The organism is Actinacidiphila rubida (assembly GCF_900110255.1).
In the GTDB taxonomy this organism is placed as follows: domain Bacteria; phylum Actinomycetota; class Actinomycetes; order Streptomycetales; family Streptomycetaceae; genus Actinacidiphila; species Actinacidiphila rubida.
In genome coordinates this window covers 14043-28106 of sequence record NZ_FODD01000029.1, presented here as the reverse complement: position 1 = coordinate 28106, position 14064 = coordinate 14043, and the positions used below count along the sequence as shown (strand labels likewise).

At 75.4% G+C, this 14064-nt stretch carries 9 protein-coding genes; 7 read left to right on the top strand and 2 right to left on the bottom strand.

What is annotated here, in order from left to right:
• The first annotated feature begins 126 nt into the window (after window positions 1–126).
• The 3 genes from BMW99_RS26455 to BMW99_RS26445 all read left to right on the top strand — a co-directional run bounded on the left by BMW99_RS26455 (window position 127) and on the right by BMW99_RS26445 (window position 7711).
• Window positions 127–1683 carry a hypothetical protein gene (locus tag BMW99_RS26455; protein ID WP_245791629.1) on the top strand — a complete coding sequence of 519 codons (1557 nt, stop codon included), beginning with the start codon at window positions 127–129 and terminating at the stop codon, window positions 1681–1683.
• 100 nt (window positions 1684–1783) lie between these two features.
• A complete protein-coding gene (locus BMW99_RS26450) occupies window positions 1784–2689 on the top strand; it encodes a hypothetical protein (RefSeq protein WP_075017697.1) in 906 nt (301 codons plus the stop codon).
• Window positions 2690–2797: 108 nt separating this feature from the next.
• Window positions 2798–7711 (top strand): hypothetical protein, encoded by a 4914-nt coding sequence (locus BMW99_RS26445; RefSeq protein WP_245791628.1) that lies wholly within the window; start codon window positions 2798–2800, stop codon window positions 7709–7711.
• A 33-nt stretch (window positions 7712–7744) separates the two neighbouring features.
• On the opposite strand, the gene BMW99_RS26440 is transcribed toward BMW99_RS26445, so the two are convergent.
• Complete coding sequence (locus BMW99_RS26440; protein WP_107451631.1) at window positions 7745–8140, bottom strand: hypothetical protein; 396 nt, start codon at window positions 8138–8140, stop codon at window positions 7745–7747.
• Between the two features lie 177 nt (window positions 8141–8317).
• Between BMW99_RS26440 and BMW99_RS26435 the strand changes: the two genes are divergently transcribed.
• Genes BMW99_RS26435 through BMW99_RS26420 form a run of 4 tightly spaced genes read left to right on the top strand, consistent with a single transcriptional unit; the run spans window position 8318 to window position 12459 of the window.
• The gene (locus tag BMW99_RS26435; RefSeq protein ID WP_069464827.1) at window positions 8318–10972 is read left to right on the top strand and encodes a sensor histidine kinase; all 2655 of its coding nucleotides are present in this window, start codon (window positions 8318–8320) and stop codon (window positions 10970–10972) included.
• Window positions 10969–11391 (top strand): roadblock/LC7 domain-containing protein, encoded by a 423-nt coding sequence (locus BMW99_RS26430; protein ID WP_069464826.1) that lies wholly within the window; start codon window positions 10969–10971, stop codon window positions 11389–11391. Before BMW99_RS26435 ends, BMW99_RS26430 begins: the two co-directional genes overlap by 4 nt.
• A 35-nt stretch (window positions 11392–11426) precedes the next feature.
• On the top strand, window positions 11427–11819 hold the full coding sequence (locus BMW99_RS26425; RefSeq protein WP_069464825.1) for a DUF742 domain-containing protein: 393 nt from the start codon (window positions 11427–11429) through the stop codon (window positions 11817–11819).
• A 28-nt stretch (window positions 11820–11847) separates the two neighbouring features.
• The gene (locus BMW99_RS26420) at window positions 11848–12459 is read left to right on the top strand and encodes a GTP-binding protein (protein WP_069464824.1); all 612 of its coding nucleotides are present in this window, start codon (window positions 11848–11850) and stop codon (window positions 12457–12459) included.
• A 34-nt stretch (window positions 12460–12493) separates the two neighbouring features.
• On the opposite strand, the gene glpK is transcribed toward BMW99_RS26420, so the two are convergent.
• Complete coding sequence (gene glpK / locus BMW99_RS26415) at window positions 12494–14026, bottom strand: glycerol kinase GlpK (protein ID WP_069464823.1); 1533 nt, start codon at window positions 14024–14026, stop codon at window positions 12494–12496.
• Window positions 14027–14064 lie beyond the last annotated feature (38 nt).

The following is a 14064-nucleotide window of genomic DNA, read 5'->3' as shown; positions in this document are numbered from 1 at the left end:
CGGCACGTTGAGCGTCGTGGGCCGATGCCCCGTGCCCGAGGCCCCGGGCCCGGGCCGGTCCGCACCCCGGCGGGGCGCAATGAGGGTGCCTGACCCGCCCCGTGCGCATCCGTGCCGTTTCGTGTGATGTCGGTGCCAGCGCCTAGGGTGTGGGGCGTGACCACCACCGTCCCCTCCGCGCCGCACGCAGCGCACGCACCCCACGTGCCGCACGCGTTGCCGGGCGCCCCGCGCCCCGCGCCGGGCCCGGCGGCCGACGAGGGCCTGGCCCGCAGGCTCAAGGCACTCGCCTGCACCGCGCCGCTGCACGACCTCGACGCGCGCAAGGCCAACCTGGCCGGCGAGTACTCGGTGTACGCGATGGCGGAGATCGCGCTCGCCGCGATCGACCTGGTCACCCTGAACATGGACTTCGACACCGGCGCCGACCACGACCAGATAGTGGCCAGGCTGCTGCCGCGCGTCGCCGCCCAGGCCCCGGACCGGACGCACGCCGAGCACGAGCGCGTCGCCCGCTGGGTGCTGGAGAACCTGATCAACGTCGGCAGCGCGGACCGCGGGTTCCGCGCCGTCTACGGCACGTTCGGCGCGGACGGCCACTACGTGCGCCGCGACTACGACTTCAAGCTGATCGAGGAGGTGCCCGGCCCCGGCGGCAGCGTCTACCTGCGCACCACCGACGAGGCCGTCAACGTCCTGGTCGGCGCGCTCGACACGGACGTCACCAGCGCCCAGATCGCCGCCGAGGTCAAGCTCGAGGTGCTGATCAGCCGCGGGCGGCTGGCCGACGCCCAACTGGCCGCCGAGCAGGCGCGCTACCGCACCGTCCAGTACGCGGAGACCCTGCGCCGCACCCTGGAGGCGACCCGGCGCAACGTGCGCGCGGTCGACTGGCTCCGCCAGGTGCCCGACATGATCGCCGAGGCGCTGGACCACGTCGCCGACCGCTACCGCCACGAGAACGCGATCCTCACCAACATCCGCAAGGCGCGCGACGAGGCGGAGGACCCCGAGCACAAGCGGCGGGCCGCCGAACTCGTCGACATCGTCAAGGACTGCATCCGCCGCCACACCCAGCTCCAGTCCCGCCTCCTGGAAGCCGGGCCGCTGTTCCGCGCCGAGCAGGACCGGCAGGCGTTCGCCGCGCCTCCGGCCCGGGCCGGCCTCGACCTGTACGGGCAGCTCGTCGCCCCCGTGCTGCCGCTGCCGGTCGAGCGGGCGGCCCGCGTCACGGACGCGTACTTCGCCCGCGGCACCGGACTGCGCACGCCCGCGGCGGTGCGCGTGGGCGACCTGGTCGACCTGCTGCTGACGCCGCCGGTCGAACGGGAGCACCTGGGCGCGGAGATGCCCGAGCCCGACCTGGTGGCCACTCCGGACGACTCCCGCTTCTCCGACGAGCAGCTGGAGTCCGCGCTCGAACTCCTGGACCTGCCGGCGGACGCCCCGCGGCGGCTGTCCGGCCTGCTGGCCGAGGCCCGCAGGCGCGACCCCGACCTGCCCTACCTCGTGGCGCTGCTGGCGGTCCACGCCGCGTCGCCGCCGGTCGGCACCGCCCATCGCCAGGGCGAGCCGCAGCTGCTGTTCGCCGTCGACGACGGCACGCAGCTGGACGACCCGGAGTTCGGCGGCGCCGACCTGATCGTCGGCACCGCGCGGCTGGCCGCCGCGGTCGCGTCATGACGGCCGCGCGCGGGCGCGGCCGGCCGGGGACGGCGGGGCCGCGCCGCCGGAGTGTGAGGAGTCGGGTGCAGTGGGGAGTACGGAGCGAGGAGTGCGGGACGTGACCGAGGAGCGGGAGGAACGGCAGGAACGGGCGGACGGCGCCGAGCTCCGGGAGCCTGCGGCCCCGCGGCCCGCGCCCACCGCGGGCGACGTGGCGGACGCCGCGCGCCTCGTCGGGTTCGGGCTGCAGCCCCGGCTGCTGCCCGCGCGTGACGCGGAGTACGCGGAGCTGATCCGGCGGCACCGGGAGGACCCCGGCTTCGCCCGCCTCGCCGACGCGGTCGCGGCCGGCCTCGGCCTGATCGTGCTGGAGGTGTCGCCGCGCGCGGGCATGGCCGTCGCCGCGGCCGAGGACTCCGTCTTCGCCGTGCGCATGGGCGACTACGCCCGCCGCGCCGCGTCCGACACCGGCGACCGCTTCCTGCACGGCCTCGCCCACCTGGCCGCCGCCGCGCTCGCCTTCCCCCGCCCCGAGGACCTGGCGGACGACGGCTACATCGGCCGCATCACCGTCCACGGCGTCGACGCCTTCGTCCGGCAGGCGTGCCGCCGCCTGGAGGAGCGCGCCGACGAGGCCGGTGAGAACACCGACCCGGCCAGCGACGCGCCGGGCCTGGAGGCGGCCTGGCGGGTGTACGTGCGGCGCAGTGCCACCGGCGCCACCAAGGACGCCCGGCGGCTGGCGAGTTCGACCACCGGCATCATCGGCAAGGCCGTCGCCTTCCTCGTCGACTCCGGCTTCCTGCAACGCACCGGGGACGAGCACGGCGGCACCTACCGCACCACCGCCCGCTACCAGCTCCAGGTCCGGGACATGGCGGGCGGGGCGGCCATGGCCGAACTGCTCGACCTGGGCGTGGTGCCGGTCAGCGACGGCTCGGCCAGCCTCGCGCCCGCCGCGGCCGACGACGACTTCCTGGCCGCCGACGCGGGACTGCCGTTCCACGCCGCGCCCTCGTCCTGACCCGACCCCACCCGTCCCGTCCCGTCCCGTCCTGAGCATGCACCGGCCCGCCCCGCCGCGGCGCCGGTCCCCCCACCCGATTCCGCCTCCCGAGCACGAGAGCCTTGCATGTACGAGCTTTCCCGAGTCCGCCTGTACTCCATCGGGCCCGCGGGCGCGCGGTACGCCGACACCGTGCTCGACCTCCGGGGCGTGGGCGACGTGGTGCCCCATCCGGCGCCCGCGCAGGGCGACTTCTTCGCCGACGAGCCGGCCGGGCCACCGCGCCGGCCGGCCCCGGCGGGCGTGCTGTTCCTGGAGAACGGCGGCGGCAAGTCCGTCCTGCTCAAGCTGATCTTCTCGGTCATGCTGCCCGGCCACCGCAACACCCTCGGCGGCGCCAGTTCCGGCGTGCTCAGGAAGTTCCTGCTCGCCGAGGACTGCGGGCACGTCGCCCTGGAGTGGCAGCACACCCTCACCGGGGAACTCGTCGTCGTCGGCAAGGTCAGCGAGTGGCGCGGACGCCAGGTCTCGTCCGACCCGCGGAAGTTCGCCGAGGCCTGGTACTCGTTCCGGCCCGGTCCCGGGCTCAGCCTCGACGCGCTGCCGGTCGCGGAGGCCACCGCGGTCCGGGCGGCGGCCGAGGGCATCTCCGGGGCGCGGGGCCGCCGCCGCACCATGAAGGGCTTCCGCGACGCGCTCACCGAGGCGGGTAAGACCTACCCGCACCTCGACGTGGTCTGGGAGGAGGTCCACGACCGCTGGAACGAGCACCTCGGCGACCTCGGCCTCGACCCCGAACTCTTCCGCTACCAGCGGGAGATGAACGCCGACGAGGGCGAGGCCGCCGGCCTCTTCGCGGTCAAGAAGGACTCCGACTTCACCGACCTGCTGCTGCGCGCGGTCACCGACACCCGCGACACCGACGGCCTGGCCGACCTCGTCCACGGCTTCGCGGGCAAGCTCGGCCGCCGTGCCGAGCTCACCGCCGAGTGTGACTTCACCGCCGGCTCCCTCGACCTGCTGGAGCGCATCGTCGAGAGCGCCGCCGCCAGGGACCGGGCACGCGCGGTCCATGCCCAGTCCGAGCGCCGCACCCGCGACCTCGCGCACCGGCTGTCCGCCCGCGGGCGGCAGGAACGGGCCCGGGCCGGGGAACTCGCCCAGCACATGGCCCGGGCGGCGCACGCCGTCACCGACGCCGACCAGGCGCGCGGCGGCAGCGCCGGCATCGCCGCCGAACTCGCGTACCGCCACGCGTCGCTGGCCCTCGCCGCCGCCGACAAGGGCGCCACCGCGCTGCGCCGCGAACTGGGCGACGCCCGCACGCTGCACGCCGCGTGGCAGGCCGCGGAGACGGTGCTCCGGCACCGGGCGGCGGGTGACCGGCTGCAGCGCGTCACCGAGGCGATCCGGGAGGCCGAACGCGACGCGGCGCCCGCGCTCGCCGCCCGCACCCGGGCCGCCACCGCGCTGGTCCGCGCGCTCCACGCCGCCGCGGGCCGCGCCGAGGAGCAGGCCGACGCGGAGGAGGAGCGGTCCGCCGTCCTCCAGGGCCGCTCGGAGACCGCGCACCGCGACGCGACCGCGGCCGCCACCGAGGCGGAGCGCGCCCGCAGCGAGAGCGGGCACCTCACCCAGCGGCTCGCCGAGGTCGAGCAGGAGACCGCCGACGCGGTACGGGCCGGCTGGCTCGACGACACCGCGCCCGACGCCGACCCCGCGCGCGCCGCCCTGGCCGCCGCCGACGCGGAGAAGGCGGCCGACGCCCTGGCCCGCAGCGCTGCCGGGGCCGCCGCGGCCACCACGACCCGCGCCCGCGAGGCGGCTTCGGCCGAGGCCCGCGCCGAACTCGCCGCGGCCCGCGCGGCGGACGGCCTGGCCACCGCCGAGGCCGCGCACTCCGTCGCGACCGTCGCGGCCACCGCGCTGGCCGCCGACCCCCGCCTCACCGCCCTGCTGAGCATCCCCGCGCCCGCTGCCGGGCCCGCGGCCGCCATCCCGGCCCCGCGGGCCACCGCGCGCCCGGCCGACGCCGAGCAGAGCGCGGACGGGACCGCCGGGACGGGTGCGGGCCGCGCCGACGGCGCGGGCCCCTCGGGTGAGGGCGCCGCCGCCTCGTCCCGGGGCCGGGCCAACTCCCGTACCGGTGCCGCCGATCCGGCAGGCCCGGACCGGACGTCGCACGACGCCGGGATGACACCGGGTGATCTGGACCGGTTCGCGGAGTCGCTGCGGGAGCTCCTGGACGACTCGGTCGCGGCCGCCGAACGGCAGCTGTTCGAGCTGCGCACCGCGGCCGCCGACGACGCGCGCATCCTGGCCGCGCTCGGTGACGGCGGCCTGCTGCCGCCGGGGCCCGACGTGCTGGCCACCGTCGAGTTCCTGGGCGAGCACGGGATTCCCGCGCTGCCCGGCTGGCGGTACCTGGCCCAGGCGGTCGACCCGGTCGACCACGCCGTCGTGCTGGCCGCCAGGCCCGAACTCGTCGACGGCGTCGTGGTGACCGACCCGGACACCTACGCCCGGGCCAAGGAGGTCCTCGGCCAGGCGGCGCTGCTGCCGCGCTCCACCGTGGCCGTCGGCACGTCCGCCGCGCTGCTGGCCCCGCCGCCGTCCGCCGGCGGCGCCCCGGACGTCTTCCTCGTCCCGCCGAACCCGGCGATGCACGACGAGGTCGCCGCCGACGGGGAGCGGCAGGAGCTCCGGGGCCGGGCCACCGCCCGGGAGGAGGACATCCGGGTGCTGGCCGCCCGGCTCGCGCACGACAGGACGCTGGTCGCCCGGCTCGCCTCGTGGCGGTCCAGCTGCCCCGAGGGGCGCCTCGCGGAGCTGGCCGACGACGTCGCCGCGGCCCGGCAGGCCGCCGAACGGACGCGCGCCGCCCTCGCGGAGGCGCGGGTCGAGCGGGCCGGGGCGGAGGCCGCTGCCGCCGCGGCCGCGGCCGAGAACGACACCCGCCGCGCTGCCGCCGAGCAGGCCCGCCGCCGCGCCGACGCCCTCGCCGGGCTCGCGCACCGGCTGCGCGAACGGGCCAACTGGCAGCGCAGGAGCCGCGAACTGGCCGCCGACGCGGCGGAGGCCGAGGCCCGGGCGGAGGCGTGCCTCGGGCTGGCCCGCGCCGCCGACGAGGACCGCCGCGCGGCCCAGCGCGCCTCGGACGACGCCCGGCGCACCGCCCGGGTGCTGCGGGCCGAGCGCTCCGAGATCGCCGGCGCGCCCGAGGACGCCCCGGACGCGGTGGCCGACGGGGCGGCGTCCCCGCAGGCGCTGCCCGCGCTCCGCGAGGCGTACCGCGCGGCCTCGCAGGTCTACGAGAAGGTCGGCGTGGGCGCCGACCTGCGGGCCGAGCAGGCCCGGGCGGAGAGTTCGGAGAGCGCGGCGCTCACCGAGCTGGAGCGGCTCACCAACAAGGTGCGCAGCCGCGCCGCCCAGCTGCTGGAGGGTCCGGACGGCGCCGACGGCCCGTCCCGCCAGGCCGCGGCCGCCCGCGCCGATCAGCTCGTCCAGACGCTGGAGTCGCGGCAGTCCACGGCGAGCGAGCAACTGGGCCGGCTGCGCGGCGAGACCGAGCGGCTCGCGCCGGCCGACGGCGGCGCGCACGCCGAGCTGCCCGAGGAGCTCACGCCCCGGGACGCCGAGCACGCCCAGCAGTTGCTGCGCGCGGCCAACGCCGACCTGGGCTCCCGCACGGAGGCGCTGGAGCAGGCGAGGGCCGCCCACGCGGACGTGGTGCGCGACCACCGGGCGGCCGAGGACGCGGCGGGCGGCTTCGAGGAGCTGGCCGCGATGCTCCGGGACCTGCTCAGGGAGACCGGCCAGCACCCGGAGGAGAACGAACCCGAGCCGTATCCGGGCAGTACCGAGGAGGCGCGGCAGCAGGCGGCCGAGGCGCGGCGCGGCCTGCGCGGCTGCGCCGCCGACCTGTCGGCCGCGGAGGGGCAGGTGCGGGAGGCCGCCGACGTGCTGGTGCGGCACGCCAACGCGGTCCGCTACGAGCAGGTCCGCACGCCCGCCCGGCAGCAGATCAGGGAGCTGCCCGGCGCCGCGCTGCCCGACCACGCGGCGGCCTGGGCCGCCGCGTTCGCCCCGCGCCTGCGCGTGCTGACCGACGAGCTCGGTCAACTGGAGCGCAACCGGGAGAGCATCGTGGACCGGCTGCGCGGGCTGGTCGAGACCTCGCTGGCGACCCTGCGGTCCGCCCAGCGGCTGTCGCGCCTGCCGGAGGGCCTGGGCGAGTGGTCCGGACAGGAGTTCCTGCGCATCCGCTTCGAGGACCCGGACCAGGCGCTGCTGACCGAACGGCTCGGCGAGGTCATCGACGAGGCGACCAGGGCCGCCGTGCGCAAGAACTCCGACCTGCGCCGCGACGGGATGACGCTGCTGCTGCGCGGCGTCGGCGCGGCCCTCGAACCGCGCGGCGTCGCCGTGGAGATCCTGAAGCCCGACGCGGTGCTGCGCGCCGAGCGGGTGCCGGTCGGGCAGATGGGCGACGTGTTCTCCGGCGGTCAGCTGCTGACCGCGGCGATCGCGCTGTACTGCACGATGGCGGCGCTGCGCAGCAACGACCGCGGCCGGGACCGGCAGCGGCACGCGGGCACGCTCTTCCTGGACAACCCGATCGGCCGGGCCAACGCCACGTACCTGCTGGAGTTGCAGCGCGCCGTGGCCGACGCCCTGGGGGTCCAGCTGATCTACACCACGGGGCTGTTCGACACCACCGCGCTCGCCGAGTTCCCGCTGGTGGTGCGGCTGCGCAACGACGCGGACCTGCGGGCGGGCCTGAAGTACATCAGCGTCGAGGAGCACCTGCGGCCCGGCCTGCCGGTGCCCGACCCCGACGGGGAGCCGGTGCACGGCGAGATCACGGCGACCCGGATGTTCCGCCGCCCCTCGGACACGGCTCCGGGGAAGGGCGGCGGACCCGCCGTGCGGAAGGGCGGCGAACCCGCACCGGCGTCGCCCGTCCCGGCCCAGGCGGAACCCGCGGCCGGGAGTCCGGCGGGATCCGGGTCCGGGTCCCCGGCGGGACCGCGCCCGTAGGCCCTGGCCGTCGCCGTGGCGGAACCGCTCCGGCTACACCCCGTGCGCCCGCGGTATCCGGGCCCGGCCGCCGGCCGGCTCCCGGTCCGCGCGGCGCGCGGCCCGCCGTCGCCTGCGGCGCTCCCGGCGCAGGGCACGCGCGGCGCTGCTCGGGCTGGACACCACGCCGTTGCGCTGGTTCCACACCTGGCGCGTCACCCACACGTCCAGCACGGACCAGCTGGCGACGACACAGGTGAACACGGTGAACAGCAGCAGTGGCGCGGAGAGCCAGGAGTGCCCGAGGGCCAGGAGGACGTCGACGACGGCCTCCACCAGGGCCAGCGCCGTGCACAGCAGGGCCCGCACCGCGGCCGCCCGCACCGGATCGGGCATCCGGGGGGTCGCGACGGGCTCGTACTCCCACATCGTTCGGCGTTCGAACTCCATGCCACGTGCCTGCCCCAAAGATTCCCCCTCCATTCCGGTGCCCCAGCGCGGTACGTTTCGTCGCAGACCAGCCCAACTTCACAGACACACTTTCGAGTTACGACTGTGACAGTAGTAGGCTCACGCCGTTTAAACGCGACAGACGAACCCCGTTTCGGGGGAGACGTTGGGGAGGCCATGCGCTTTCGCGGTACGACGATCCGCCGGAAGATCGTGGCGCTGCTGCTCATCCCGCTGGTGTCACTCACCGCCATCTGGGCGTTCGCCGCCACTCTCACCGGTCGCGCGGTGTTCGGACGTCCGGACATCCAGCGCACGGTGGACAGTGTCGGCTACCCCACGAACGAAGTGGTGAGCAGCCTGGAGCAGGAGCGCCGGGTCGCGATGGTCTACGTGGCCAACACCCGGGACTCGCAGGCACGGATCGCCTTCAACAAGCAGGTGCAGACGACCGACGCGTCGATCGCCAAGCTCCGCACCCAGGTATCGGCCTCCGGCATCCGCACGAACCTCAACCTCCGGGCACGGGACCGGCTCGACGTCTTCCTGAACACCGTCGACGGTCTCACGTCGCTGCGGCAGCGGATCGACAACAGCCGAATAACCCGCAACGACACCTTCGACGCGTACAATGCGCTCGTCGATCCGGCCTACGGGTTCTTCAACGAGATGCTGCCGCTCAGCGACTCCTCGCTCGACGGGCAGCGGCGCGCGGTGATCGACCTCAACCGGGCGCGCGAGGACCTCAGTCGGCAGGACGCGCTGATGGCCGCGGCGATCAGCACCGGCCACATGAGCCCGGCGGAGCTCACCTCGTTCACCTTCGCGGTGGCCCAGGAGCGCAACGACTACGACGACAACCTGACGGTCCTGGACGACAGCGTCCGCTCGCCGTACGACACCTACTGGCAGGGCAGTGGCGGGAAGACGCTGCGCTCCGCGCAGAACGCCATCGTCGCCGCGGGCGCGGGCAACGCACCGATCGTCGCCAACCGCCTCCAGTGGCAGACCGTCGCCGCCACCGCGTTCGACGACCTCGGCCGGATCGACGCCACGTCCACCTCGGCGTTCTACAAGAAGTCCCGCACCCTGCCGACCACGCTGGTCTTCGAGACGTCCGTGACCGCGGGCCTCGGCCTGATCGCGGTGATCGCCACCCTGATCGTGTCGGTGCGCATCGGCCGCAGCCTGATCCGCGACCTGACCGGGCTGCGCCGCGAGGCCCAGGAGGTCTCGGGCACCCGGCTGCCGCGCGTGATGCGGCGGCTCGCGGCCGGCGAGCAGGTCGACGTCGAGACCGAGGTGCCGCGGCTCCAGTACGCCGACGACGAGATCGGCCAGGTCGGCAAGGCGCTCAACACCCTGCAGCGGGCAGCCGTCGAGGCCGCCGTCCGCCAGGCCGACATGCGCAAGGGCGTCTCCGACGTCTTCGTCAACCTCGCGCGGCGCAGCCAGGTGCTGCTGCACCGGCAGCTGACCCTGCTCGACGCCATGGAGCGCCGCACCGAGAACTCGGACGAGCTCTCGGACCTGTTCCGCCTCGACCACATGACGACCCGCATGCGCCGTCACGCCGAGGGCCTGGTCATCCTGTCCGGAGCGGCTCCGTCCCGGCAGTGGCGCAAGCCCGTCCAGCTGATGGACGTGGTACGGGCGGCCGTCGCCGAGGTCGAGGACTACGAGCGCATCGAGGTGCGGCGGCTGCCGCGGCTCGCGGTGACCGGCGCCGCGGTCGCCGACCTCACCCACCTGCTCGCCGAACTCATCGAGAACGCCGCGGTGTTCAGCCCGCCGCACACCCAGGTGCGGCTGCACGGCGAGCCGGTGTCCAAGGGCTTCGTCCTGGAGATCGACGACCGCGGCCTCGGCCTGACCCCCGACGCACTGCTGGAGGCGAACCTCAGGCTCGCCGAGACCCCGGAGTTCGAGCTGTCGGACACCGACCGCCTCGGCCTGTTCGTGGTCAGCCGGCTGGCCCAGCGGCACGGTGTGCGGGTCTCGCTGCGCCAGTCCCCGTACGGCGGCACCACCGCGGTGGTGCTGATCCCCTCGGTGCTGCTCAACGAGACCGGCGACGACACCGGTTCGACCCGGATCGGCGACCTGGCCGGGGCCGAGCCCGCCGCACCCGCCGGCGACCCCGAGCACACCTTCCGCCAGTGGGGGATGGACGGCGTGGGGGACGAGTCGCAGAAGGAGCACGTCGCGCATCCCGACGAGCCGTCCGCGCTGCCGGACGAGGACCCGGAACTGGACGACCCGCTGCCGCTGCCGCGGCGGCGCAGGACCGCGCCCGTGCTCGTCACCGACAACGGCGTACCGGTCGCCGGCCGGCACGCCGCCCGGCAGCAGCCGGAAACCCCCGCGGCGGCCGCCGCGCCCCCCACCGCACGACCGCCGTACGAGCAGGAACCGCCCGCGCCGGTGCAGCCCTTCCCGGCCTCCCGCGGCGGCGGTCGGCCGCACCGGGACCCGGACGCACCGGCGGCCCCCGCTCCCGCGGGCGGCGCACCGGCTCCGCAGGCCGCGGCCGACGCCGTCCTGCCGCGCCGTGTCCGCCAGGCCAGCCTGGCCCCGCAACTGCGGGAGGTCCAGGCCGATCCGGGCCCGGACGCCGCGTCGGCCGGCCGGGAGCGCTCCGCGGACGAGGTGCGGGACCGGATGGCCGCACTGCAACGCGGCTGGCAGCGGGGTCGGCGGACCGCCGACCCCGAGCCCGGCCCGGCCGCCGAACCCGGCGGTCCCGAGTCCGGTCCCGGCCCCCACTCCGGGCCCGGCGACCCGACGTCGACATCAGTACCGCGAACGACACCTGAGGGGAACGGTCGATGACCGCACCATCGAGTCCTACCCGTGAGCTCAGCTGGCTCCTGGACGATCTGGTCACCCGCGTGGCCAGCATCCGCAAGGCCCTGGTCCTCTCCGGGGACGGGCTGGCCATCGGCGCCTCCGACGGGCTGACGCGCGAGGACTCCGAGCACCTGGCCGCCGTGGCGTCCGGGTTCCACAGCCTGGCCAAGGGCGTCGGACGGCACTTCAAGGCCGGCAGCGTCCGGCAGACCATGGTCGAACTGGACGACGCCTTCCTGTTCGTGACCGCGGCGGGCGACGGCAGCTGCCTGGCGGTGCTGACCGACGCCGAGTCCGACGTCGGCCAGGTCGCGTACGAGATGGCTCTCCTGGTCAAGCGGGTAGGCGCCCACCTGGGCACCGCACCGCGGCACGACGGCGGCACGCTGCTCAGCGGCTGACCGATGAGCGGGCGCGAATGACGGGGTGACGGGGAATGACTTCAGAGTCGGACCGGTGGTACGACGACGCGGCGGGGCCGGTGGTGCGGCCCTACGCGATGACGCGCGGCCGGACGAGCCATGCCGCAGACGCGAAGATCGACCTGATCGCGCTGGTGGTGACCCGGCACGAGGCCGGGGACTCCGCGGCTCTGGACGACCACACCCTGTCGCCCGAGCATCTCGACATCGTCGAGCGCTGCCAGTACCAGGCGGTGTCCGTCGCCGAACTGGCCGCCGACCTCGACCTTCCGGTCGGGGTCGTGCGGGTGCTCGTCGGCGATCTGCTGGAAGGGGCGCACGTGCAGATCCACAAGCCCGTGCCGCCCGCGGAACTGCCGGACGAGAGCATCCTGCGCGAGGTCATCGCCGGCCTGCGCGCGCTGTGATCGGGAAGTAGAGAGTAGAGAAGAGACCATGGCCTTCGCGCGCTCGGACAGCCGTCGCACGACGCCCACCGCAGAACCGGTGGCGCTCAAGCTCCTCGTCGCGGGCGGCTTCGGCGTGGGCAAGACCACGCTCGTCGGCGCCGTCAGCGAGATCCGCCCGCTGCGCACCGAGGAGGCGCTGAGCGAGGTCGGCCGCCCGGTGGACGACACCGAGGGCGTGGAGTCCAAGACCACCACCACGGTGGCGATGGACTTCGGGCGGATCACGCTCAAGGACGACTTGGTGCTCTACCTGTTCGGCACGCCCGGACAGGACCGGTTCTGGTTCCTGTGGGACGAGCTCGCGCAGGGCGCGCTGTGCGCGGTGGTCCTCGCCGACACCCGCCGGCTGGAGGACTGCTTCGCGGCCGTCGACTACTTCGAGCGCCGCGGCATCCCGTTCGCCGTCGCCGTCAACTGCTTCGACGGCGCCCGGCTGCACGACCCGGAGAGCGTCCGCGAGGCCCTCGACCTCGACTCCGGCGTGCCGGTCGTGCTGTGCGACGCGCGCGAGCGGGAGTCGGCGAAGAACGTGCTGATCACGGTCGTGGAGCACGCGGCGAAGGTGGCCGAGAGCCGCAGGCACCCGGCCGCCACCTGAGCGCTCCGTGCCGGCGGCGGGCGGCACGTGGCGGTCAGCGGGCGGCGGCGGCCGCGTGCTCGTCCTCGTCGATCCAGCCGAAGCTGCGCTCGACGGCCTTGCGCCACCGCCGGTACTCCCGCTCCCGGGTCGTGGCGTCCATCCGCGGCGCCCACTCGGTGTCGCGCGCCCAGTGCGCCCGCAGCGCGTCCAGCCCGTCCCACACGCCGGTGGCCAGCCCGGCCGCGTAGGCGGCACCCAGGCTGGTGGTCTCGGCGACCACCGGACGCGTCACCGGCACGCCGAGCACGTCGGCCTGGTGCTGCATCAGCAGGGAGTTGGCGGTCATCCCACCGTCCACCCGCAGCGAGGTGATCGGCACCCCGGAGTCGTGGTGCATGGCGTCGACCACCTCGCGGGTCTGCCAACTGGTCGCCTCCAGCACTGCCCGCGCGAGATGGGCACGGGTGACGTAGCCGGTCAGGCCGGTGATCACGCCGCGCGCGTCGGAGCGCCAGTAGGGCGCGTACAGGCCGGAGAAGGCCGGAACGACGTAGGCGCCGCCGTTGTCCGGGACGCTCGCGGCCAGGGCTTCGATCTCGGCCGCCGACCTGATGAGGCCGAGCTGGTCGCGCAGCCACTGGACGAGGGCTCCGGTGATGGCGATGGACCCCTCCAGGCAGTACACCGGGCGGTCGGTGCCGAGCCGGTAGCCCACGGTCGTCAGCAGCCCGCTCTTGGAGGCCACCAGGCGGCTGCCGGTGTTGAGCAGCAGGAAACTCCCCGTGCCGTAGGTGTTCTTGGCCTCGCCGACGTCGAAGCAGGTCTGGCCGAACAGGGCGGCCTGCTGGTCGCCGAGCGCGGCGGCCACCGGCACGCCGGCCAGCCGCCCGGTCGCGGTGCCGTAGACCTCCGCCGAGGACGCGATGCGCGGGAGCACCGCCTCGGGGATGTCCATCACGGACAGGATCGCCGGGTCCCAGTCGAGGGTCGTCAGGTTCATCAGCAGCGTCCGTGAGGCGTTGCTGACGTCGGTGACGTGCACCCCGCCGTCGGGGCCGCCGGTCAGGTTCCAGATCAGCCACGAGTCGAGCGTGCCGAAGGCGATCTCGCCGTGCTCGGCGCGCCGCCGCAGCCCCGGCACGTGGTCCAGCAGCCAGGCGGCCTTGGGCCCCGAGAAGTAGCTGGCCAGCGGCAGGCCGGTGGCCTCGCGGAAGCGGTCCTGCCCGTCGGCGCCGCCGAGTTCGGCGCACAGCGCGGCGGTCCTGGTGTCCTGCCAGACCACCGCGTTGTGCACGGGCCGGCCGGTCGCGCGGTCCCAGAGCACGACCGTCTCGCGCTGGTTGGTGATGCCGAGGGCGGCCAGCCGGTCGGGCCGCAGCCCGGCCCTGGCGAGCGCGCCCGCCACGACCGCCTGGACCTTGGCCCAGATCTCGGTCGCGTCGTGCTCCACCCAGCCCGGCCGGGGCAGGATCTGGCGGTGCTCGCGCCGGTCGGCGGCGACGACGCGGCCGGCGGAGTCGAAGACGATGCAGCGGGTGGACGTGGTGCCCTGGTCGATGGCGGCTACGTAGCGCGGGTCGCTCATGTCAACGCTCCCTGCCCGGGACCCTCGTGGGGTTCACC